This window comes from Myxococcota bacterium, from assembly GCA_040387835.1.
Classification (GTDB): domain Bacteria; phylum Myxococcota; class UBA727; order UBA727; family JABDBI01; genus JAZKCZ01.
In genome coordinates, this window is the sequence record JAZKCZ010000002.1 from 416,534 (window position 1) to 439,086 (window position 22,553).

Sequence of the window (22,553 nt, forward strand, 5' to 3'; positions counted from 1 at the left end):
CGGGGCCAGTCTAAAACCCAAACGCCAAAAAGCCCGGCAGTTAACCGCCAGGCTCTCAAAAATGCGATCAAATGACCGAGAATTTAAGCTTTTTCAACAACTTTGAACAAGTCAGCGCGGGGCAATGTGGTCCCACGGGTGGCGAGTTGATTCTTTCTTTTTTTGCCAGCGCGTTTGGCCTTGCGATCACGAACGGTCCAAGTGTGTTTGGTAGGGGAAACCATAATTTTCAAAGCTCCTATTAGACAGGCCTATAGCACAGCTGATTATTTATGCTAGTGATGCTCTGCATGAAGATCCATGAGTATCAAGCCAAAGAGCTGCTCCGCCAATATGGGATTCCAACCTTAGAAGGACGCTTAAGCTCAACTTTAGATCAAGTGGTTAGCGCCAGTGATGCGCTCGGTTACCCTTGCGTGGTAAAAGCCCAAGTACACGCGGGCGGGCGCGGCAAAGGCGGAGGGATTAAGCTGGTAAAAAGCCGCCAGGAAGCTGAATCGGCCGCCGAAGCTCTGCTTGGCAAACAGCTGATTACCCCACAAACAGGGTCTGAAGGCCAAAAGATCAACTCTGTTTGGGTTGAGAAAGGCTGCGCGATTGCCAAAGAATATTATGCGGGGCTGGTTTTAGACCGCGCTAAAGGCCAAGTCTGCTTGATGGTCTCAGCGGAAGGTGGCGTGGATATTGAAGAAGTGGCCGCACATCATCCAGAAAAAATCTTAAAAGAATGGGTTAACCCTGCAACCGGCTTGATGGCTTATCAAGCTAGGCATATTGCGTATGATTTAGGCTTAACCGATGCACAAGCCAAAAAGCTCGCACCCCTTTTGGTCTCTCTATATACAGCTTATATCAGCACCGACGCCGCTTTGATGGAAATCAATCCGCTGGTGTTAACTAAGGCAGACGAATGGGTCGCCTTGGACGCCAAAATCGATTTCGATGACAATGCGCTGTTTAGACATAAAGGCATTGCACAGCTGCAAGACCCTTCCCAAGAAGACCCGAGAGAAACCATGGCTCAGCACCACGGCCTAAGTTATATCGCACTCGATGGCAACATCGGCTGCATGGTGAATGGCGCTGGTCTTGCCATGGCAACCATGGATATTATTAAGAAAGTGGGCGGCGATCCAGCGAACTTCCTAGATGTTGGCGGCAGTGCGTCTCAGCAAAAGGTGACCGAAGCGCTCAAAATCATCCTGCAAGACACCAAGGTCAAAGCCGTGCTCATTAACGTTTTTGGCGGCATTGCTAAATGCGATGTCATTGCCGCGGGCGTGGTAGCCGCCGTAGCTGAACTCGGGCTGCACATACCATTGATCGTTCGCCTGGAAGGCACCCATGTGATGGAAGGCCGAGAAATCCTAGCTAAATCAGGGCTTAAAATCATCCCTGCGGAAAACTTATTAGACGCTGCTCAAAAAGCAGTGAGCGCTGCGAGGTCACTATGAGCATCTGGGTTGGTTCAAACACACGTCTCATCGTCCAGGGAATCACCGGTTCAGCTGGCGCTTTCCATGCGGAGCAAATGCTCGAATACGGCACCAAAGTGGTGGCAGGCGTTACCCCTGGCAAAAAGGGCGAGCGCTTTTTAGGCAAAGTGCCCGTGTTCAATTCCGTTAAAGAAGCAGCCCAGGAAACACAGGCCAATGCTTCGATCATCTATGTCCCTGCCCCATTTGCAGCGGACGCGATTTTGGAAGCGATAGCGGCCGAGCTGGATTTAGTCGTCTGCATTACCGAAGGTATCCCCGTGCTAGACATGGTGAAAGTTAAAAGTGCCATGCAAGGCAGCAAGACGCGCCTGATCGGCCCAAATTGCCCTGGCATTATCACCCCTGATGAATGTAAAATCGGCATTATGCCTGGTTCGATTCACAAAAAAGGCAACGTAGGCGTGGTCTCCCGTTCAGGAACTTTAACCTATGAAGCGGTATACCAGCTCACTCAGCTAGGCCTAGGGCAGTCAACTTGCGTAGGCATTGGCGGCGATCCAGTCAACGGCACGAACTTTGTTGATGTGTTGAAAGCTTTCCAAGCAGACAGCGAAACACACGGCGTGGTCATGATCGGCGAAATCGGCGGTACCGCGGAAGAAGAAGCCGCAGACTACGTCAAAAGCCACATGAACAAGCCCGTTGTCGGCTTTATCGCCGGCAGCACCGCCCCTGAAGGTCGCCGCATGGGTCATGCGGGCGCGGTGATTTCAGGCGGACAAGGTACGGCCAAAGACAAAATCAAGGCCTTCGAACAAGCTGGGATAGCCATCGCCCCCACCCCAGCGGAGATAGGAATCACTTTCCGTGAGCACTTTAAACCAAATCGCTGAGAACAAGCGCGCGCGCTTTGACTACAGCATCATTGATACCTACGAATGCGGCATGGTCCTGGTGGGCAGTGAGGTAAAATCACTGCGCGCCCGCCATGTTAATTTCGGCGATGCCTATGCTTTGCTCAAAAATCATGAAGTTTTTCTACTAGGCCTTAAAATTGAGCCCTACACCCATGGCACGCACGAAAACCATGAAACCGATCGCACTCGAAAACTGCTGCTCAATCGCAAAGAAATCAAAAAAATCGAGAGAGACACCGCCCGCAAAGGTTTATCGCTCATTCCATTAAAACTGTATTTTAAAGATGGCCGAGCGAAAGTATTAATCGCTATCGCAGAAGGTAAAAGCAAGGGCGACAAACGCGACACGATTAAGCAACGTGAAGCAGATCGCGAAGTCGCACGTGTGATGCATCGTGGGCAGCGGTAAACAGGAATGACATTCATTCTACCCTATTGCAAATATTAACACGTGATTTAATTGTATAAAATGCGCATATTAATCTTAGCATTTTTATCTTCTGCCGCGATTTTTGGGCAAGCTGATGCCAGTAGCGAACCATTACCATTTAAATCCGCTGCTAATAAGTGGGGCATCAGTACCTCGATCCTATTAGACGTTTCCGCAATGTGGCTTTTGCCATTGCCCGCATTGGAAGCTAAAGTATCGATCCCGTTGGGGAGAAAGTGGCAGCTGACCGTACCTGTGCGAATGTATGCCTTTGATTTGCCGCGTTCATGGATAGATACAAGGGATAGTTCTCAAATTCATTGTTTTGACATATCTTCTGGTATTGGTATTCGCAAAAGTTGGACTCTTTTTAACTGGCGCCGTGTAGAAATGCTCTATTTTCTAGAACCCAGCCTCAGGGCTGGCTATTACTCATATTATCAACAAGGTGGCTGGATTGGCGGATACGTTCAGCATGGTATTTTGATGGATCTTTTCAACGGGCTCACGTTTGGCGTAGGCGGCGGCTTATCAGGCGGTATATTTATTAAATCATGGCCCTTCTTCAATGTCGAATTCTCCACGACTTTTGGTTACTCCTGGTAGCAGGTTACGACTGTCATCGAATTGCTTGAGCTGCGCCAAAAGGCCGTCCCAGGTTTGCTCAAAGGACCTGTTCTCTCCGACTAAGTTGATAGAGTTCCATGCGGATTTCAGCACCAAAGGTTCGAAACTAGAAACATGTTCAAAAAACGATTTTGGCCTAGGCGTGCGGCGGACCTGAAAAGTGGTTTGAATTGCGGCAGCCAGTCTTTCAGGGTCTTTGCAGATCGGAAACAACTCGATCAAATCAAAAATATCTTTAGCCCGCGAATTACTGGCACCACGTTTGCAGAGCGTCTCCAATTTTTCAGCAAGGATGCTTTCAGGCGGATATATCATCCATGAAATGGGTGTGTCGGTAGGCATGAGCGAAACCATCTTTTGCGGCTGCAGCGTGTCCGGAATTCGGTCGCCGATACCAATATCTAAATGCAGCCGCGACAGCTTATGGATTTGACTTGGCTCGGGCACGTTGCCAATCTGAAAAGCACAGTCAAATCGATAACCACCACCGTATTCCTGGTCAGTCGTTAAGTCTTTTATCTTGATATCACCGTACCAAAACTCGTCCTTCAAATCCGTCGAAAGCGCCTTATACGTATATCCCACCAAATCCATATCCGGCAGATCCATCGCGGAAGCATCGATATCGCGTGTAAATCTCGGATGAGAAATGGTCTTGAACAAAACGAAACCACCTTTAAAAATTAAGTGCTTTTGCAAAATCGGATGTGATTCTAAACGTGCAACAATGCGCTCAAGACCTAAAAGAACACGAAGCTGGTTAACATGCAGCTGTTGAGTCTTCGCTAATATTTTTAGCTTCTGATTAATATTCAAAGTAATACCTCAATTACAGGCAAAAGCCGCTTTAAAACACCCAGCTGACTCGCCATATTAATGACGGCGTTCAAAGTCGTTTTTTTCTCTGCCAGCGCTTGTTTCAAAGCCTGAATACCCAATATTTTACCAACATAACGTGGTTTTACAATGGCTTCAATCAAAGTTCTTTCAAGCGAAGTAATTCGAAACCCCGATATCGTCACAATACCGATTTCCAACTGCAAGTTTGCCACTCTAATTAATCTCAAATCAGTATGCTTAGATCGTTTAACTTTCGGCACCATAATCCATGTCTGTCGTGGAATTTCATCTGTCAGCTGGTAGTAAACCAACGCTGACAAAGAACATATAACGCTCGGATCCCCGACCCGAGTTAATGCTGACCTGAATATTTCTTCTTCATTATAATCGTCACCTGCGGCTTGAAAGATTCCTCTCTCCCTTTGCTCAATCAGACCCTTTTTTAGCCAAAATCGTAGTTGCGCATAAGAAACGCCTACTGACCGGGCGATCTCAATTGAAAAGGGTCCATGGCTGAGTTTGGCAGGAAGTATCGGCATTAGAACATAAAAGTGACACAAGTTTACAAAAGTGTCAATTTTATCATTAATACGCAGTTTCTCGAATCATAAATAGACACCACTCCAGTAATGGCGTGCAAAATAGGAGTGGTCTATTTTTGGAACCCCATGTTCATCGCGTGAAGGTCTCTTTCCCGGTACTTCTCAGCACCTGACCATTTGGCAGGGTAATGGAGTCGGCATGTAGGGCATGGCCCTCGCGCCAGGTGATGGGCTCAGCGCCATACAAGGTATCGCCGACTAAAGGGTGGCCGATTGAGGCTAGGTGTACGCGAATTTGGTGGCGTCGCCCGCCTATGATTTTTACGCCGATGCGGGAATGCCCTCTCCCGACTTTGGCAGTGCCAGGGAGAGGGGTGACTTCTGTTCGTGCAGGTTGGGGTTTGCCTCGGTAGTATTTATTTTTTGGGGTTATGGCCAACATTTTGGCTTGGTTTTTGGGGTGATGGGCAATCGGGTAGTCGATTACCAGGGGGGCTTTAATTTCGCCCTCTACCAATGCGACATATGTTTTTTCAATTTGGCCCTTTGAGAACGCTTCACGCAGGCGCGTGTAGGCTTCTTTGGTGCGTGCAAATACCAGTAGCCCCGAGGTGCCAGTGTCTAGGCGATGGGCCATACCGCCTTCTAAAGGGTTATCTGAGGCGGTTTTAATTTCAGGATAAAGCTCACAGACGACCTCTAATGCGCTGGTACCTGTCGAGTCTTTTAGCGGATGAGACGGCATGCCTGCGGGTTTATCCACCACTACACAATCTTCATCGCTATAAACCACACAGATAGACATCTGTTGTCATTAGCACCATTTTTTGCCATTGAGGACCTCCTATGACTTCAATTCAAAATGCACTAGAAGCCCTTTCAGCTGGTAGACCCATTATCTTAGTGGACGATGAATCTAGAGAGAATGAAGGCGATTTAGTGTTGGCGGCTGAGAAAGCGACGTCAGAGTCTGTAAATTTTCTGATCCAACATGGCAGCGGCATTGTCTGTATTACCATCACAGAAGAACAAGCCAAACGGATGGGACTGCCACAGATGGTTCCGCCCAATAGCAGCAAGAGCCATTTTGTTGCTGCTTTTACTGTTTCAGTCGAAGCGGCCGTAGGCGTTACCACTGGGGTGTCAGCTTCAGATAGAGCAAAGACTATTTTAGCGGCCGTAAACCTTTCGGGAAAGCCGGATGATTTATCCAGGCCAGGGCATGTTTTCCCCCTTCAGGCTAGAAACGGTGGCGTTCTCGAGCGGCCTGGTCACACCGAAGGCTCTGTCGATTTAATGCGCCTTGCCGGGCTAAATCCTGCAGGCGTTATCTGTGAACTCATGAACGCAGACGGCACCATGTCTCGTATGCCGGAGATTACCCAGTTTGCGAAAACGCACGATTTAGTTATTGTATCCATTCAAGATCTAATCAATCACAGGAAAAATCTATGAGATTTGCCATTATCGCTAGCCGATTTAATCAGTTTATTGTCGATCAATTGGTTAAAGGCGCTCAAAACGTATTAGAGGGCCAAGTCACTCACGATATCATTTGGGTACCCGGCGCTTTAGAAATTCCGATTGTCGCTCAAAAAGCCGCAAAAAGCGGCCAATATCAAGCACTCGTTTGCTTGGGCGCTGTGATTAAAGGCACTACCCACCACTATGAACATGTTTCGAGGGAAGTCCATCAAGGCATTACCCGAGTTTCTTTAGACTGTGGCCTTCCTGTCACCATGGGCGTGTTGACTGTGGAAACCATGGCTCAAGCCATCGAACGTGCTGGCGGCACTTGTGGCAACGTCGGCGCAAATGCAGCATTGGCTGCGCTTGACGTGGCCAAAACCATCGAAAAATTGGGAGCGAAATCATGACCAGCGCTAGGCACAAAGGCCGCGAATGCGCGCTGCAAATCATGTATCAAGTCGACGGCGGAGCACCTGCTCCTAGAGCCATCGATGATTTTTTCGAACACTTCGCATTTTCCGATGAAGGCCGTGAGTTTGCCGCTTCCTTGGTTGACGGCACCACATCGCACCAAGCCGAAATCGATGTCAAAATCGGTGAACATAGCGACAAATGGCGTGTAGACCGCATGGCAGTGGTGGACAGAAATATTTTAAGATTGGCTGTATTTGAACTTTTTCATGCACTTGACCCACAACCTCAAAAAGTCGTTTTAAATGAATGGATCGAAGTGGCGAAAAGATATGGCGCTGAGCATTCCAGTGCGTTTGTGAATGGCATTTTAGACAGTATGATATGAAACGTGATTATTATGAAATCTTAGGCCTGCAAAAGACGGCCTCTGACAAAGAAATTAAAACCAACTACCGCAAGCTCGCGCATGAATTGCATCCGGACAAAAACAACGGCAATCGCGAAACGGAAGAGAAGTTTAAAGAAGCAACCGAAGCCTATTCGGTCCTATCTAACGCAGAAAAACGCGCGCGCTATGACCGCTTTGGGCACGCCGGTGTTGGCTCAGCCCCTCAGGATAACTACGGCGTTAACATCGAAGATATTTTCGGTGATATCTTTGGCGATATTTTCGGCGGGGGCCAACGTTCGGGCGGCAGACAAAGAGGCCAAAGAGGCTCAGACCTCAGATATGACCTCTTAATTAGTTTCGAAGAAGCTGCCTTTGGCATGGAGCGCGAAATCACCATCAAGCGCCGCGAAGCGTGCGATGCTTGCCAAGGAACCGGCGCCAAAGCCGGCAGCAAACCGACAGGTTGTAAAACCTGCGGTGGTATTGGCGAAGTGCGCATCAACCAAGGCTTTTTCGCGGTCGCACAGACTTGCCCCACCTGTAGGGGCAGCGGCCAGGTAATCGCTAACCCTTGTATCGAATGCCGCGGCAATCGCCTCAAAGAAGTATCGTCCAAGCTCAAAGTCAAAGTCCCGCCTGGCGTGGATGAAGGCGTTAAGCTCAGATTTAACGGCGAAGGCAACGCAGGCTTAGACGGCGGCCCTAGGGGCGATTTATACGTAGTTTTAAATGTTCGAAAGCATCCGCTCTTTCAGCGGGACGAATTTGACGTGGTCTGCGACCTGCCAATCTCCTTTGTTCAAGCCACATTGGGCGCCGAAATCGAAGTTCCGACTTTGCATGGCAAGGCGCCTTTGCACGTACCTGCTGGAACTCAGACAGGCCATGTGTTTAAGTTGGTGAACAAAGGCATCCCGCATTTACGCTCGCGCTCGGGTGAAAAAGGTGACCATTTGGTTCGTGTAACTGTGGAAACGCCTAAAAAACTTAGCTCTGAACAAAAAGAATTGCTGAAACAGTTTGCTTCTCTCAGCGGAGAAGATAATTTACCCTCTCATAAAAGCTTCTTTGACAAAGTCAAAGAACTCTTTGGCTAAAGGAATGATATGACCTGGAACGAAAATAGTGATTTTGCCTCGCTTTTGAATGCTTCTGAAGACGTACAAAGGCTTGAATTACAACCTGGCGACAAAGTTCGGGGAAAGATCATTCACTTGTCAAAAGATACTGCTTTTGTGGCCTTAAGCGCCAAGAATGAAGCCATGATCTCGCTCACCGAACTCACCAACCCCGAAATCGGCCAAGTGGTAGAAGCCACGGTAGCATCGATGGATGACCAAATTTGGCTGACCAAAAAAGGCAGCAAAGCAGCTGGTCCAAGCGGCACCTTGGTGGAAGGCAAAGTGGTTTCGGTGAACGGCGGCGGCGTAGAAGTCGACATCGCCGGTCAAAAAGCTTTTTGCCCCATGGGTCAGCTTGATATTAACTACATCGAAGACCCCAAGCAATTTATTGGCCAGACGCTTTCTTTTATTGTTACACAATCGAATGGCAAACAAATCACCTTGAATCGTAAATCGCTCATGCAAAAAGAGCGCGCTGAAAAAACACGTGAATTGCTCAGCAAACTTCAAGTGGGCGATAAAGTCGAAGTGCCAGTCTCAAGAATCGCTGATTTCGGCGTATTCGTGAACTTGGACAGCGGCATTGAGGGCCTGATTCCTCAGTCTGAACTAGGTTTTGGTAAGCTAACCGTGGGCGATAAAGTCGTTGCGCAAATCATGAAGATCGAGCCAGACCACAAGCGTCATGGCCAAATGCGCATTTCGCTTTCATTGAAAGCCGCACTGCCTAATCCTTTCGAAACTTACGGCGCATCTTTGGTCACTGGCGCTCAACTGGAAGGAACCGTGGCGCGCCTTGAACAGTACGGCGCGTTCGTATCGCTATTTCCAGGCCTAGATGGGCTGATTCATATTAGTGAGTTTAGCGCCAAACGCATTAGACATCCGGAAGAAGTGGTGAAAGTGGGCGATAAAGTGACTGTGCGTATCTTGGAAGCAGACCCGGTGACTAAGCGCGTGTCGCTGACATTGCGTGAGCCAGGGTCGGAGTCTGAGCAAGTAGCGCCAGAGCAACCCAGTCACAAGCCATCTCAAGTGAAATCCCTGGGTACCCTGGGCGATTTGATGAAAAAAATGTGACCTCACCCCCGACCCCTCTCCAGGTTCTGGAGAGGGATTTAGGGTGAGGTTCCCGAGGTTTTATGAGCCATTCTGAACATCGACTCCTTCGACAAACGCTTCAAAATTTTGTCTCTAAAGAAATCGAGCCTGGCGCATTGGTCCGTGATCGAGACGAGCATTTCGACCTAGCGCTTTTTAGAAAACTCGCGTCCGTTGGCCTTTTAGGCATCACCGCACCTGCCGAATTCGGCGGCTCCGATATGGACCCCTTAGCCGCCGTCATCGCTCACGAAGAACTTTCCTATTCAGACCCCGGCCTATGCCTGGCCTACCTAGCTCATGCAATGTTGTGCGTGAATAATATCGCTAACAACGCCAGCGTAGAGCAAAAAGCCAAGTACCTGCCCAAACTATGCTCCGGTGAGTGGGTGGGCTGCATGGCCATGTCTGAGCCCGGCGTTGGCACAGATGTTCTTGGCATGACCACCACCGCCACCCTTCAAGGCGACCATTATATTGTCAACGGCCGCAAGATGTGGATTACCAATGGCGTGCTGGACAACGACAGCGCCCCGGCCGATGTTGTCTATCTCTACGCCAAAACCGGCACCAAGTTATCCACTTTTATCATTACCCCAGACTGCCCCGGCTACAGCGTGGGTCAGAAAATCAAAGGCAAAACCGGTATGCGGGCATCCAACACCGCCGAGTTGGTATTTGAGCAATGCCAAGTTCCCATGGCCAACCGCGTAGGTGAAGAAGGCGCTTCCATCAAGCACATGATGAAAAACTTGGCTATGGAACGCCTAACACTGGCAGCCATGGGCCTAGGCATCGGCCGGCGATCGCTCAAGATTATGATCAACTATGCCAACGAGCGCACAGCTTTCGGCAAAAAGCTTACCGAGTTTGGCCAAATTCAGCAACACATCGCGGATAGCTATGCCGAATATCAAGCTGCTCGTGCATATGTTTACGAAACTGCCCGAGGCAACATGAGCCGTTTAGACAGTGATGGGGTTAAACTAATCGCGGCTCGGATGGCGAAAAAACTAGCCGATTCAGCCATGCAAGTCTTGGGCGGCAACGGATATGTCGCGGAATATGTTGCAGAGCGCCTATGGAGGGATGCTAAGCTGTTAGAAATTGGTGGTGGCACCTTAGAGGCGCACCAAAAAAACATTGCGGTAGACTTAAGCAAAGCGGGGGATTTAGATTTATGTGGAGGTTTGGACTAGCAGCACTCGGGGCGATATTTTTTATCAATTGTTCTACGACCATCACGTGTAATCCGGAGTTAGGCCCAACGGCAGCTGGATGTCCAGCCTCAGCTCCAGTCTGCGATCCCAACGGGATTTGCAGAAAACTATGTTTTGGTGATGACAATGGTTGTCCAGATGCTGGCACTGTTTGCGACACCAGCGTTTCATCACAATTTCAAAATCAGGTACAAATCTGTCAAACAAGTTGCAGTGGCTCAAATCCCTGTGCCGAAGTAAACGGGCAGCCTCAGGTTTGCTTTACTTATCAACTAAAATCGACCGGCGGAGACCCCCCTCCACCGGTGGGTATCTGTAAAAGAGCGATGCCTGGCTATAATGTTGGGAATACCTATGCTTGGTGTCAGCTCCCGTTTCAACCTCTGGACATTGGCGGTGCAGAATATTATTGTGGTGCACCGGTCAGTAGCGATGTGGTCGGCCAACCCGCGAAGACACTTTTAACTGGACGCCATTAATACCACCTGCAACAAGAGAAAATGCATTTTTTCGTAATTATTTTTTTATTATTAGCAGGCTGTAAAACCGTCGCTCCCATTGCAACTCCTCGGGCAAACATTGGTATCCAAGTGCGTTCGTTAACATCGGGGAAAGTTCTATACGAACAAAATCCCAATGAGCTTTTTATACCTGCCAGCACACTTAAAATTTTTACCGTGGCTACAGCGTTGGCGATTTTAAAGCCATCTTATCAATTTGAAACGAAGGTCTATTATCACCAAGGCGATTTGTACCTGCAAGGCAGTGGCGATCCGGAGTTTTCGACGCATCGCTTGAGCGATATCAGTGCTCGTATTAAGCAACTGGTCAAAGAGCCCATCCAAAATATTATTGTGGATGATTCCGTTTTCGACCGCAACTATTTTGGTTTAGGTTGGGAAGACGAAGATATGGGCAAGGGTTTCGCAGCGCCCATTTCCGGCATTAATGTCGACTATAATCGATTGGTGCTGACTTTTTTGCCAGGCGGGAAAGTCTTGCTAGAGCCGTTCACCAAATATGTCACTCTGACCACCACCAAAACAACTTACGAGCTTAAGGGGCTGGGAATTGCTGTCCAAGGCACCATCCCCAAAGTGACCCGCCCTCAGTACAAAACTTATGCCATCATGAATCCGCCGGATTGGGCTGGCTTTCTATTTAAAGAACAACTGCAAAAAGCCGGGGTAAAGGTAAAGGGCGAAATCCAAGAAGGGTTTGTGCCGTCAGGTCTAACGCCCATCACCACCTCTTTCTCGCCCTATCTGTCAGAAATGCTGATCAACTACACCAAGTTCTCACGCAATTTGGGCAATGAAGCGGTACTGAAAACCTTAGGAAATGGGCATTTTGAACAAGGTCTGCAAAAAATAGAAGACTTCGTAGGGCTGGGACACCGAATCGTCGATGGCTCTGGATTATCAAGGCAAAATGCAATTACCCCTGCCCAAATGACCGCATTTTTGGTGAGAGTTGCCAATGATTTTCAAATCGCTCCTGAATTTACCGCCGCACTACCCATCGCTGGCCAAGATGGAACTCTGAAGAATGTGTTTCTCGCAGAGTCCTTTAAAGGCAAAATCCGGGCTAAGACGGGTTATATGACGGGCGTTAAAGCCCTCACAGGGTATTTCCGCACCAAAACCAGCGAAACCGTGGCTTTTACGGTCTTTGCGAACGAAAATAAAAGCACATCTCATGAGCTTCAGCGTTGGCTGGAGCATATTTTGGGATCGCTCTAACGGTGTGATAGACTTTCAATCAAATCGCATGTTAAGATTAGAATATATAATTTATGCACCAATCTGGAAGCTTAAAACAAGTCATTAAGACATCCTGGCCCTTGGTCATGGGGATGCTCTCGTTCACTATCATGGATCTCACCGATACCATCATGGTGGGACAACTCGGCATTAAGGAACTTGCTGCGGTGGGCATGTCCACCTCAGTGATGTTCTTAATCAACTCGTTTTTTATCGGCTTTTTTGAAAGCGTGAAGATTGTGGTGTCCCAGGCCGTAGGTGCTGAGCAGCCTAAAGTGGCCACCCAGGCGGGCTGGCAAGGGCTGATTCTCGCTTTTCCGATTGGCTTTTTAGTGGTCTGCATTACATTTTTTAGCCCGCTTATTTTTGATATTTTTGGCGCGCCAGAAAGTTTGCAGGTAATGAGTCAGGAGTATTTTAACTTAAGACTCTGGGCATCCCCTTTTTGGTTTGTGACGCTGGCTCTGTCTAGTTATTATCAAGGCACCGGCAACATGAAGCTACCCATGCAGGTCAACATCTTCATGTGCGTATTTAACGTCTTGGCCAGTCAGGTATTGATTTTTGGGCTGGGGCCAATCCCCGCTTATGGCATCTTTGGCTCTGCTTACGCGACCGTTATTGCGGACGTACTGGGCATGATGATTATCCTGGGCAAGTTTTTAAAGACTTTTGGCGTGCAGTTAAAGATCCGTTTTGGTTTGATCAAAAAATTATTGGTTTTAGGTATACCGGTAGGAATTCGCTGGCTTTTAGATACCGGCGGGTGGACTTTTGTCATTGTACTGATTGCGAGGTTGGGTGAAACACCACTTGCGGCCAATCAAATCGCCACCAAGATCATGTCATTGAGCTTGTTGCCAGTTTACGGCATCTCCGAGGCAGCTTGCGTTTTAGCAGGGCAATGTACAGGGGCTCAGGATTTTCCAGCGCTCAAGCGCTCTTATTGGTCTACCATACAGCTTTCGGTTACCATTATGGCAGTGACGGGTTTGGTGTTTTTGCTGTTGCCGATGCCATTGGTTTCACTGTTTCAGAAAAACACCGAAGTTTTAGAAATGGCCTGCCAAATTTTGATGCTGGTTGGTGGCTACCAAATTTTGTCAGCGTTTTCGCTGGTTACAGCTGGCGCCCTCAATGGCACGGGTGACACCAAGTTCACCATGGTTTTGCTCATTATGAGCAGCTGGTTTGTGATGGTGCCTTGTGCCTATCTGTTTGGCATCACGCTTGAGATGGGCGTTTTTGGCATGTGGCTGTCGCTCATTGCTCACGAAGCGGTGTTGGTATTGGGAACACAGTGGCGCTTCCATTCCGGGCGGTGGAAAAACCACCAAGCGATTGCGATCACCACGCCCGCCAAGGAAACAATCTGACTGGTGGTCAATAGGCCACTTAGCCAAAAACCACGTTCGGTATCACCGCGGACATATTCGAGAGCGAAGCGTAGAATCGAGTATAAAAATATATAGCTCATGAAAACTTGGCCGTGCGCGCGTTTATGGCCACGGATAACCACCAATGCGGCAAAGATAATCAAGGAACCCACGCCTTCGGCTATTTCACTGGGGAACAAAAGCGGCGTTTGCAGACCGAGCCTGAAGCCTTCAACAGCCATCATGCGGTACGGGTAGCTGCCTGCTTCGTAAATCATGCCCAAAGGCAACCAACTAAAAGGCGCCCCGAAGCAGCAGCCTTGCGCAATGCAACCCGTGCGAGCGAAAATCATCGCCACCGGAACGCCTAAGGCAAGCGCATCGAAAAACGGCGCCCATTTCAGCCCGCGTTGGCGGCAATAGATAACCGCCGTTACGATGGCACCTATAAATCCACCAACATAATGCGCGCCGCCGCGCCAAATGGCCAAGCAAGCGGGAAACTTGATGCCGGAGCTTAAAATCACAAATGGTTGTTCGAAGAACATTTCGCGATAGTTAACGATGACATACAGCATCCAAGCGCCAAGCATGCCACCGAGCAGCGCCCAGAAGGCGTAATCTTGGACTTCGTGGTAAAAGCGACCTTCTCTCTTCGCTTGGGTGCTGGAGATGTATAAAGCGAGCAGAAAGCCGATGAGGACCATCACGCCATAGGTGCGAACAGGCCAATCGATGATGGGGATCATAAACAGATTTGGATGCATGGAAGGTACGATAAAAGCTTTAAAGGATAGATAGCAAGCGTTTTTGAGAGACCTCACCCTAAATCAATCCGCTTTTTCTCCCCTCTCCAGGTACTGGAGAGGGGCTGGGGGTGAGGTTACTGCCCTACCGTAATTCCCTCAATCTGTTTTTCTTCGCGATATTTATCCGCTTCTTCTCTGGTTTTAAAACCATGGATACGCACCCGGTACATGCTGCCTTTGCCCGGAATTTCCGCTTGCACCAATTTGGCCGCATGTCCCTTTTTCTGCAAACGTTTTACCAATTCTTCCCCCGCACTGCGACTTGGCAATGATGCCACCTGGATCGCATAAGGTGAGCCTGTACCTGCGGGCAGTGATTCTTTAATCACCGACTTCACCGAATCAGGCGTCTCGTTGCCCAGCACCTTGGCCAATGCTTGCGCCATTCTGTCTGGCGATGGCTTTTCTACAGGCAATGGCGCCGGCGGAGGCTGCATCGGCGATACCGGCACGCTAACTTCCGCTTCGGAGCTCACCGCTTCTGGTGGCTCATCGCTTGGCCTTTTAAGCAACTCGCTATAATAAGTATATTTCAGCTCATCTTGAACCGCCTTAAGCGCCTTTTCACGATTCACCGGGGTGTCATCGTTTGAAATAGTCCCCCCAGAGGCGGTCCATCTGCCGGCGATGAAAAACAGGCCCAGTAAAACGCCGAATCCAGCGATGATTAAACCTTGTCTAAGCATGCATCGACTCCGGCGCAGAAATTCCCAGCAAGCTGAGCGCATTGGCCAAAACTTGTTTCAATGCAGATACCAACGCCAAGCGCCCTTGAGTTAGCTCTACATCATCGGAGATAATTTTCTCACTGTGGCGATACTGTGTGAAATACGCATGAAACTCGCCAATTAAATCCTGGCAATAAAACAGAACGCGATGCGGTTCCATGTGATGCGCTGCAGTCAGAATAACATCCGGATATGCAGCCATCTTTTTCAACATGTTCCGCTCTTCAGGTAATACCAACCGTTTCAAAGCTTCGGTGTTAACCCCCAAAAACTCTGCTTTCGATAAGATGGTCGCCATCCGGGCATGCCCATACTGCAAGTAAAACACTGGATTATCGCTGCTTTGACTCAGAGCCAGGTTCAAATCAAAATCAAACTGCGTATTAGGCGAGCGCATCAAGAAAACCACCCGCGCCACATCGATGCCGACTTCTTCAATAAACTCTTTGAGCTCGATGATTTGACCAGAGCGTTTAGAGAAACGCATCTCTTGGCCATCTTTGAGCAACTTCACCATTTGCACTAAGAGAAAATCGAGTTTTTTGTCGTCTAAACCTAGCGCCCGCATACAAGCACGCATTCGGGGAACATGACCTGCATGGTCTGCCCCGAACACATCGATTAATCGGTCAAACCCGCGTTCAAATTTTTCCTGGTGATAAGCGATATCGGCTGCCAAATAGACAGATGTGCCATCTTTCCTGAGAATAATTCGGTCTTCTTCATCCCCGAACTGACTGGTCTTTAAAAAAGTTCCGCCAATTTGCTGATGCGCGTACTGAGCTGACTTGCTCTCCTCGCGGCGAACTTTGTCGCTGGTGCCTTCTGCCTCACTCGCTTCATAGAGCATGCCACGTTCCCGGTAGCGTTCGATGGCATGCTCGATCGCATTCTTGTCATGCAAGGACTGTTCGGAATACCAAGAGTCGAACTCGATGCCTACGGACTTGAGCGTTTCTTTAATATTAGCTAGATTTTCCGCGATGCCGACTTCGATGCATCTTGGCAAATAGTCATCTCTATCCAGCCATTTGTCGCCATCGAGTGCTTTTAGCTTCCGAGCGATTTCGATAACATACTCACCCGGGTAGGAATCTTTGCCCAGCTCAATCGTTCGGCCAAAAAGCTCTTGGTACCGAGCATAAACGGTTTTGCCCAAGGTCTGAACTTGGTTGCCCGCATCGTTGATATAAAACTCACGGGTCACATCAAAGCCGGCGGCTTTCAAAATGCGTGCCACACCATCACCTAAGAAGGCAGGCCTTGCATGGCCCAAATGCAGCGGTCCGGTCGGGTTTGCCGAAACAAACTCAATCAAAACTTTTTGGCCATTTTGCGGGTGAACGCCATAATGCGCGCCCTGCTCAAGCACGTGAACAGCTACTTTTTGCAGCGCAGCATTTGAAACGCGAAAGTTAATAAAGCCAGGTCCAGCTATATCTGCCGATTCGATCAAAGCGACCGGATCTTTAAGATTGCTGATTAGTTTGCCCGCAACTTCGCGCGGCGGCATGCCGACCAATTTGGTCAACACCATGGCAAGATTGGTGGCGTAATCGCCGTGATCCGGATTTTTAGGTAACTCAACGGTAAAATTGACTGTTTGGATTTCAGGCCAAAGCGCCAAAACTGTATCTTGCAAAACCTGCTTAATCGCTTGCTCAATCATAAATATCCTGTTGTTTGACACCTACACCTATGTTTCAAAGTGTCCAAGCTTTTTCTGCTTTACACTCACATACTGTGCGGCCTGCTCCGATACCAGCTTCGCAGTCGACTGCTCTCTCACCACTCTAAAACCGGCCTGTTGCAATCCCTGAACCTTCAGTGGATTATTGGTCAAAAGCCGAACCGATAAGACTTCAAGATAGCTCAGCATTTCTGCAGCCAAATTATAATCTCTGGCATCTACGGGAAGCCCCAAAGCTTCGTTCGCATCCACTGTGTCCAGGCCATTTTCCTGCAAGGCGTAGGCTTTGATTTTATTGCCTAGGCCAATACCACGACCTTCTTGCCTGAGATAAAGCAATACACCGCGCTCGCATTTTTGAATCCTATCCAAGGCGGCGTCCAATTGCTGTTTGCAATCACACTTTTGGGAGTCAAACACTTCACTGGTCAGGCATTCCGAATGAATGCGGCACACCACATCTTCTGCACCCGCCAAAGCGCCCTTCACCATAGCCACATGCTCACGGCCCTCATCATCTCTAAAAATCATGCAGTTAAACAAACCATGCCGCGTGGGCAAAGTTGTTTGAGCATAGAAGCCAAGCCGCTTGACCATTGGCACTGCCGTGTCTATTTTAGAGGTGTGAGGATTTGATATGCCCATTTATGAATACCGTTGCAAATATTGCGCCAATCTAGAAGAAGTCCTTCAAAAAGCCAATGACCCCGCGCCGGACCAATGCCCTGCTTGTACACAAAAAAACGGCATGGAGAAAGCCATTAGCCACACTTCTTTTCAGCTAAAAGGCGGCGGTTGGTACAATGAGGGCTATGCGTCCGCAAAACCAGCTGCAGCTTGCGAGAAGCCAGGCTGTGGTACGGTCAAAGCCCCCTGCCAAGCCGCCTAACTACCCTCCCACTCCGTGGGAGAGGGTAAAACTTTACGCTATCGTCACGCTCTTATCCAAATAAACATCTTGAATCGCGTTCAAAAGCTGCACACCTTCTTTCCGGCTTTTTTGAAACGCTTTACGCCCTGAAATCAACCCTGTCCCACCAGCCCGCTTATTAATTACCGCTGTCAGCACCGCCTGCTTCAAATCATCTTTCCCCGAAGGCCCGCCAGAATTAATCAGTCCCGCTCGGCCCATAAAGCAGTTAGCCAGCTGATACCGCGTCATATCAATCGGATGGTCTGTACAGATTTCCCCATAAATTGCTTTAGAAGTCTTGCTGAAATTAAGCGCCGTAAAGCCGCCGTTTCTATCAGGCAGCTTTTGTTTAATAATATCCGCTTCAATGGTAACGCCTAAATAATTCCCCTGGCCAGTCAGATCCGCCGCGCCCTCGTAATTAATCCCATCTTTGGTAAACGCCGGGTTACGCACGTAGCACCATAAGACCGTAAACATCCCAAGCTCATGTGCTGCCGCAAAGAGATCGCTGATTTCTTGAAGCTGCCGCTTAGAATTTTCCGATCCCCAATAAACCGTTGCGCCAACGCCCACACAACCCATGTCAAACGCACGCTGCGCCGTGGTGAAGCAAACCTGGTCAGGCTGATTCGGGTAAGACAAAAGCTCACTATGATTCACCTTAAGAATCATCGGAATCTTATGCGCGTATTTGCGGGCCACAGCGCCTAAAACGCCATAAGTGGTCGCAACCGCATTGCAACCCCCTTCAATCGCAAGCTCCAAAATATTCGCCGGGTCAAAATAATCTGGGTTCGGGCCAAAAGATGCGGCGGCAGAATGCTCGATGCCTTGATCTACAGGCAAAATGCTGACGTAGCCTGTACCGCTTAAGCGACCGTGATGATACAAGGAAGCTAAATTTCTCAAAACCGTTGGTGTTCGATCGGTCTGAGACATCACCCGATCAATAAAATCTGGACCTGGCAGATGCAAACGTTCTTTTCCAATCGTTTTGCATTCATAATCAAGCAAAGAAGCATCAGCGCCAAGCACTTGGTGAATAGAAGTCATGACGCTTTCGTACCGCAACAACGAGCCCATTGTCCAGGGGCACAAAAAAAGGCCCCCGAAGGAGCCCTTTTTCTCGTAACCAAATTCGAAATTTTATCGTTTCGAGTATTGGAAGCGTTTACGTGCACCAGAGCGACCGTATTTCTTACGTTCCACCATACGAGAGTCACGTGTCAAAAAGCCGCCTTTCTTCAAAGCAGGGCGATGTTCGCTATCGTTCATCACGCTCAAAGCTCTGGAGATACCGTGACGAACGGCATCGGCTTGACCAGACAATCCGCCACCGCAAACCGTTGCAGTCACATCAAAGTGACCAACGGTTTCACTGGCTTCGAATGGTTGGTTGATCATCATCTGCAGCACTTCACGGCAGAAGTAAGCGCGGCTGGCGCGACCGTTCACGGTGATGACGCCTGTACCTGGCTTCAACCAGACACGAGCAGCAGCAACCTTTCTACGGCCAGTTGCATAAAATTTTGTATTTGCGTTTGTTGTCATGGGTTAGGCCACCTTTTTAGAAGAGAAAGTAATCGTTTTAGGTTGTTGGGCAGCATGAGGATGCTCAGTTCCGACATAGACCTTCAGCTTCTTTAGCATTTCGCGACCTAAAGGACCTTTTGGAAGCATGCCTTTGATAGCCGACAACATCACGCGTTCAGGATGTCTGTCACGCTGTGCTGCTGGGGTAATCGAGCGCTCACCACCTGGAAAGCCGGTATAGTGCCAGTAAAGCTTTTCTTGTTCTTTTTTACCAGTAAATCTGGCTTTATCTGCATTCACAACCACCACAAAATCACCTGTATCTAGGTGGGGTGTGTAAATGGCTTTGTGCTTACCTTTCAAAACGGAAGCAATACGGCTTGCCAAACGTCCAACCACGGCATCCGTGGCATCAACCAGAAACCACTGACGGGTGATCTCTTTCTCTGAAATACTAGGGGTCTTCATGTTAACATTTCCTACTCACGTCATCGTGACGCGTTACGGAGAAAGCAATTTGAGCGGTCCCAAATCGGTTTCCTCAAGTTTTTAAGTAGGTGGAACGTGCCCGCTTAAGCGATATTTGTCAAGCAGGAGACCTCACCCCCAGCCCCTCTCCAGCAACTTGAGAGGGGAGGAAATCAGGTTTTCAAGTCCCTCTCCAAGTTATTGGAGAGGGATTTAGGGTGAGGTTTTAGAAATCCCAAGAAGCGCCGGTGTATAGATCTAGACCCCAGCTGTCTTTATTTTGGAAGTTAGCAATGCGTGGTTTAACTTGAACAATGACCTTGCTGTAACCCATTGGGAAAACGATACCAACAGGCATTTGCATACCAATTGCACTTTTCCATAAACCTGTGTTTAGATCCGCTGCAGCGACCGGATGGTTTGCAGAGTTCGTATAGTTGCCAGTTTGGCCTAATTCAATCGCGGGGAACAAATAGAGCTGGATTGCGTTCTCAAAGCCAACTCCTAGCACCAAACCTGCAACTACAGGAATGAAGTGATTTATACTTTTTGTAAAAGGAGAAGGAGCGGCATAAAATGAATCCGGTATGCCGGGCGCTGAGCTGTAGTTATAGCCGACTTGACCTTGCAATCCAGCAAAAAACACATCACTGAGCATGGCTACGTAGCGGATCATAACATCCCCACCCAACATATATCCATAACGATCCGAGCCGCTAACGCCAACATCGCCAAAGAACATGCCATAAGGAGATTGGGCACCGCCGTGGAGACCAAAGCCAACATCAAGACCCATCCCAACGTTATATATCAGGCCAAGATTCAGCTGGAGGTTCATCAAACCTATTTTGCCATCTGATTGAAACCCGTTTTTACCGCCGGAAAAAACGTTCGCGTTGTCCAAGCCAACAAAAAATCGCGTTGGAGCATCTTCACTGACTGGAACCGGTATGAAAGCGGTGGGGGTAGAGGTTTGAATAGCCATCGCAGGCATTGCTGCAATTGATACAGCTAGAGCCATCAAGAGCTTTTGAGTAATTTTCTTCACAAAATGTTTCTCCTTGGGCACAAATATATGCCTTCTCAGATATAGGTACCCCGGGAGTGAAGAGACATTCAAGCTTATTTCAGCTTTTTCTGCTGAGAAGTTTAAATGAAAACTTAGGCAATTTGCCACCTAAAAAAATCCAAACAAAGCTGCTGGCGGTTGATAGCGCGCACAGCGCCCATAGGATGACGGCGTAAGTCGGATTTCTATCGAATATGTAAAATCCACCTAAAATAACGGCCATGTTCGCTAAACCGCCTGTAACCGATACCGCCAGGACTTTCAAAGTCCTATCCAGCTTCGCCCAATCAGGCGACGCCACTTCCATGCGTAGCTCGCCGCGCTGGAGATCGCTAAAGGTCTGATAGATTTGCTGCGGCAAGTCCTGGCTAAGCATGGCTAACTGCAAGGCAGTTTTCAGGCCAGAACCCTTGAGGTTTCTAGGATCTAAGCGCTCGATAAACAAAGCTTCTGCATGCTTAGCCAAGCGGCTCGCGACGTTTAGGCCTGGATGAAGCAGCCGCACAATGCCTTCCAAAGTCATCGACATTTTGGTCAACAAAGCAAACTCTTTGGGCAAGCGAATTTGAAATTCCATGGCCGCATGCAACATGTCAGCCATTAACGAGCCTGCTTCAATGCTGGAAATCGCCCGGCCAACATACCTATCTAATAAACTGCGAATCGCTTCTCTGAAGCGTTGCAAGTTCACCCGCTTGTCTGGATTGCCTAAGTAAATCAGCTGGCGGGCCAAAGTATCTGGGTCTTTAAGAGCCAGAGCGATCAAAATCATCAAGAGCCGTTCTTGATGATCCCTGGCCAGCTTGCCCATCATGCCAAAATCGATAAAGGCAATCTGATTGTCCGGCGTAATCAAAATATTGCCTGGATGCGGGTCTGCATGAAAAAGCCCATCCGAAAAAACTTGGTGAAATTCAAGCTCTAAGAGCAGCTCAACCATTTGCTCGGCCAACTCTGGCTCACCAACGAGTGCGCTGATCGGCCTGCCGTCAATGTGCTCCAAAGTCATAATTTCGGAGCTACTCAACGCTTCATAGAGCTTGGGGATTTTTACGCCTTCCCTGCCCGCGTTATTAAGCGCGAAAGCTTTGAGATGCTTGGCTTCGTTAATAAAATCCAGTTCGGCAGTCAAACTGCGGGTAAATTGATAAGCCAGCTCTTTGGCCCCAAATTCGGTCACTTCTTGAACAAACCAGCCCAAAACCTGAATGATATTGATAAACAATGCCGCATCTTCCCGAACTTGCTCGCGGATGCCCGGCCTTAGAATCTTAATCACCACCCGCTCACCCGTGAGCAGCACCGCTTCATGCACCTGCGCAACCGACGCACTCGCCAGCGGCTCCTCAGAAATCGAAGCGAATAGCTCATGAATCGGCTTTTTAAGAGATTGCTCAATCTGAGCCCTAGCTTGCTCAAACGGAAAGACTGACGCCTGGCTCTGCAGAGTACTTAAGGCCTCAATAAAATCAGGCGGCAAAAGGTCCGAGCGCGTTGAAAGCAACTGGCCGATTTTAATATAAGTCGTGCCCAGTTCCTGAAGCAGATTCCGAAAACGGATAGGCGCTGGCATTTGATTGTTCTTTGACTCCCATTGGGAGGCAAAACCATGTTTAGCCAAAATTGTGGCAATCTGGGACAAACGACTGAGCTGAGACATATTGATCCTTTGGGTTATTCCGGACT

The 22,553-nt window shown here is 48.8% G+C and carries 26 protein-coding genes; 13 read left to right on the top strand and 13 right to left on the bottom strand.

Going from position 1 to position 22,553, the window contains the following annotated elements; translation table 11 throughout:
* Positions 1–83: 83 nt before the first annotated feature.
* Positions 84–224, bottom strand: a complete 141-nt coding sequence (locus V4534_04690) for a hypothetical protein (protein ID MES2504159.1) — start codon at positions 222–224, stop codon at positions 84–86.
* A 66-nt stretch (positions 225–290) separates the two neighbouring features.
* Here V4534_04690 and sucC point away from each other — a divergent pair, with 66 nt between their 5' ends.
* The 4 genes from sucC to V4534_04710 are packed head-to-tail and all read left to right on the top strand — an operon-like array spanning position 291 to position 3,392.
* Positions 291–1,454: an ADP-forming succinate--CoA ligase subunit beta gene (gene sucC / locus V4534_04695; GenBank protein ID MES2504160.1), complete on the top strand. Its 1,164-nt coding sequence runs from the start codon at positions 291–293 to the stop codon at positions 1,452–1,454.
* The gene (gene sucD, locus V4534_04700) at positions 1,451–2,332 is read left to right on the top strand and encodes a succinate--CoA ligase subunit alpha (GenBank protein MES2504161.1); all 882 of its coding nucleotides are present in this window, start codon (positions 1,451–1,453) and stop codon (positions 2,330–2,332) included. The genes sucC and sucD overlap by 4 nt, the downstream gene beginning before the upstream one ends.
* Positions 2,307–2,765 carry an SsrA-binding protein SmpB gene (smpB, locus tag V4534_04705; protein ID MES2504162.1) on the top strand — a complete coding sequence of 153 codons (459 nt, stop codon included), beginning with the start codon at positions 2,307–2,309 and terminating at the stop codon, positions 2,763–2,765. Before sucD ends, smpB begins: the two co-directional genes overlap by 26 nt.
* 60 nt (positions 2,766–2,825) lie before the next feature.
* On the top strand, positions 2,826–3,392 hold the full coding sequence (locus V4534_04710) for a hypothetical protein (GenBank protein MES2504163.1): 567 nt from the start codon (positions 2,826–2,828) through the stop codon (positions 3,390–3,392).
* Here the strand turns inward: V4534_04710 and V4534_04715 are convergent.
* The 3 genes from V4534_04715 to V4534_04725 form a co-directional block, all read right to left on the bottom strand.
* On the bottom strand, positions 3,339–4,229 hold the full coding sequence (locus V4534_04715; GenBank protein MES2504164.1) for a nucleotidyl transferase AbiEii/AbiGii toxin family protein: 891 nt from the start codon (positions 4,227–4,229) through the stop codon (positions 3,339–3,341). The genes V4534_04710 and V4534_04715 overlap by 54 nt on opposite strands.
* Positions 4,226–4,792: a hypothetical protein gene (locus V4534_04720; protein ID MES2504165.1), complete on the bottom strand. Its 567-nt coding sequence runs from the start codon at positions 4,790–4,792 to the stop codon at positions 4,226–4,228. Before V4534_04720 ends, V4534_04715 begins: the two co-directional genes overlap by 4 nt.
* Positions 4,793–4,925: 133 nt before the next feature.
* Positions 4,926–5,600 (bottom strand): RNA pseudouridine synthase, encoded by a 675-nt coding sequence (locus V4534_04725; GenBank protein MES2504166.1) that lies wholly within the window; start codon positions 5,598–5,600, stop codon positions 4,926–4,928.
* A gap of 41 nt (positions 5,601–5,641) precedes the next feature.
* On the opposite strand from V4534_04725, the gene ribB reads away from it, so the two are divergent.
* The 8 genes from ribB to V4534_04765 all read left to right on the top strand — a co-directional run bounded on the left by ribB (position 5,642) and on the right by V4534_04765 (position 13,654).
* Positions 5,642–6,250, top strand: coding sequence for a 3,4-dihydroxy-2-butanone-4-phosphate synthase (ribB, locus tag V4534_04730; GenBank protein MES2504167.1), 609 nt, complete (start codon positions 5,642–5,644; stop codon positions 6,248–6,250).
* Complete coding sequence (ribH, locus tag V4534_04735) at positions 6,247–6,672, top strand: 6,7-dimethyl-8-ribityllumazine synthase (GenBank protein MES2504168.1); 426 nt, start codon at positions 6,247–6,249, stop codon at positions 6,670–6,672. The genes ribB and ribH overlap by 4 nt, the downstream gene beginning before the upstream one ends.
* Entirely contained in the window at positions 6,669–7,064 is a 396-nt protein-coding gene (gene nusB / locus V4534_04740) for a transcription antitermination factor NusB (protein ID MES2504169.1), read from the top strand. The genes ribH and nusB overlap by 4 nt, the downstream gene beginning before the upstream one ends.
* Entirely contained in the window at positions 7,061–8,167 is a 1,107-nt protein-coding gene (gene dnaJ / locus V4534_04745) for a molecular chaperone DnaJ (GenBank protein MES2504170.1), read from the top strand. The genes nusB and dnaJ overlap by 4 nt, the downstream gene beginning before the upstream one ends.
* A 9-nt stretch (positions 8,168–8,176) precedes the next feature.
* Positions 8,177–9,274: a S1 RNA-binding domain-containing protein gene (locus V4534_04750; protein ID MES2504171.1), complete on the top strand. Its 1,098-nt coding sequence runs from the start codon at positions 8,177–8,179 to the stop codon at positions 9,272–9,274.
* 62 nt (positions 9,275–9,336) lie between these two features.
* Entirely contained in the window at positions 9,337–10,494 is a 1,158-nt protein-coding gene (locus tag V4534_04755) for an acyl-CoA dehydrogenase family protein (protein MES2504172.1), read from the top strand.
* 521 nt (positions 10,495–11,015) lie between these two features.
* Entirely contained in the window at positions 11,016–12,257 is a 1,242-nt protein-coding gene (gene dacB / locus V4534_04760) for a D-alanyl-D-alanine carboxypeptidase/D-alanyl-D-alanine-endopeptidase (GenBank protein MES2504173.1), read from the top strand.
* A gap of 107 nt (positions 12,258–12,364) precedes the next feature.
* Positions 12,365–13,654 carry an MATE family efflux transporter gene (locus V4534_04765; protein MES2504174.1) on the top strand — a complete coding sequence of 430 codons (1,290 nt, stop codon included), beginning with the start codon at positions 12,365–12,367 and terminating at the stop codon, positions 13,652–13,654.
* On the opposite strand, the gene V4534_04770 is transcribed toward V4534_04765, so the two are convergent.
* The 4 genes from V4534_04770 to ribA form a co-directional block, all read right to left on the bottom strand.
* Positions 13,549–14,421: a prolipoprotein diacylglyceryl transferase family protein gene (locus V4534_04770; protein MES2504175.1), complete on the bottom strand. Its 873-nt coding sequence runs from the start codon at positions 14,419–14,421 to the stop codon at positions 13,549–13,551. The two genes, V4534_04765 and V4534_04770, sit on opposite strands and share 106 nt — an antisense overlap.
* Positions 14,422–14,537: 116 nt before the next feature.
* On the bottom strand, positions 14,538–15,149 hold the full coding sequence (locus tag V4534_04775) for an SPOR domain-containing protein (GenBank protein ID MES2504176.1): 612 nt from the start codon (positions 15,147–15,149) through the stop codon (positions 14,538–14,540).
* Positions 15,142–16,860, bottom strand: coding sequence for an arginine--tRNA ligase (locus V4534_04780; protein MES2504177.1), 1,719 nt, complete (start codon positions 16,858–16,860; stop codon positions 15,142–15,144). The genes V4534_04775 and V4534_04780 overlap by 8 nt, the downstream gene beginning before the upstream one ends.
* A gap of 27 nt (positions 16,861–16,887) precedes the next feature.
* A complete protein-coding gene (ribA, locus tag V4534_04785; protein ID MES2504178.1) occupies positions 16,888–17,526 on the bottom strand; it encodes a GTP cyclohydrolase II in 639 nt (212 codons plus the stop codon).
* On the opposite strand from ribA, the gene V4534_04790 reads away from it, so the two are divergent.
* Positions 17,519–17,770 (top strand): zinc ribbon domain-containing protein, encoded by a 252-nt coding sequence (locus tag V4534_04790; protein ID MES2504179.1) that lies wholly within the window; start codon positions 17,519–17,521, stop codon positions 17,768–17,770. The genes ribA and V4534_04790 overlap by 8 nt on opposite strands.
* 33 nt (positions 17,771–17,803) lie before the next feature.
* On the opposite strand, the gene V4534_04795 is transcribed toward V4534_04790, so the two are convergent.
* The 5 genes from V4534_04795 to V4534_04815 form a co-directional block, all read right to left on the bottom strand.
* Positions 17,804–18,850, bottom strand: coding sequence for a class I fructose-bisphosphate aldolase (locus tag V4534_04795; protein MES2504180.1), 1,047 nt, complete (start codon positions 18,848–18,850; stop codon positions 17,804–17,806).
* A gap of 93 nt (positions 18,851–18,943) precedes the next feature.
* On the bottom strand, positions 18,944–19,348 hold the full coding sequence (gene rpsI, locus V4534_04800) for a 30S ribosomal protein S9 (protein ID MES2504181.1): 405 nt from the start codon (positions 19,346–19,348) through the stop codon (positions 18,944–18,946).
* Between the two features lie 3 nt (positions 19,349–19,351).
* On the bottom strand, positions 19,352–19,798 hold the full coding sequence (gene rplM / locus V4534_04805) for a 50S ribosomal protein L13 (protein ID MES2504182.1): 447 nt from the start codon (positions 19,796–19,798) through the stop codon (positions 19,352–19,354).
* Positions 19,799–20,024: 226 nt separating this feature from the next.
* Positions 20,025–20,846, bottom strand: a complete 822-nt coding sequence (locus tag V4534_04810) for a hypothetical protein (protein MES2504183.1) — start codon at positions 20,844–20,846, stop codon at positions 20,025–20,027.
* Between the two features lie 79 nt (positions 20,847–20,925).
* Positions 20,926–22,527, bottom strand: a complete 1,602-nt coding sequence (locus tag V4534_04815) for an AarF/UbiB family protein (protein MES2504184.1) — start codon at positions 22,525–22,527, stop codon at positions 20,926–20,928.
* Between the last annotated feature and the right edge of the window lie 26 nt (positions 22,528–22,553).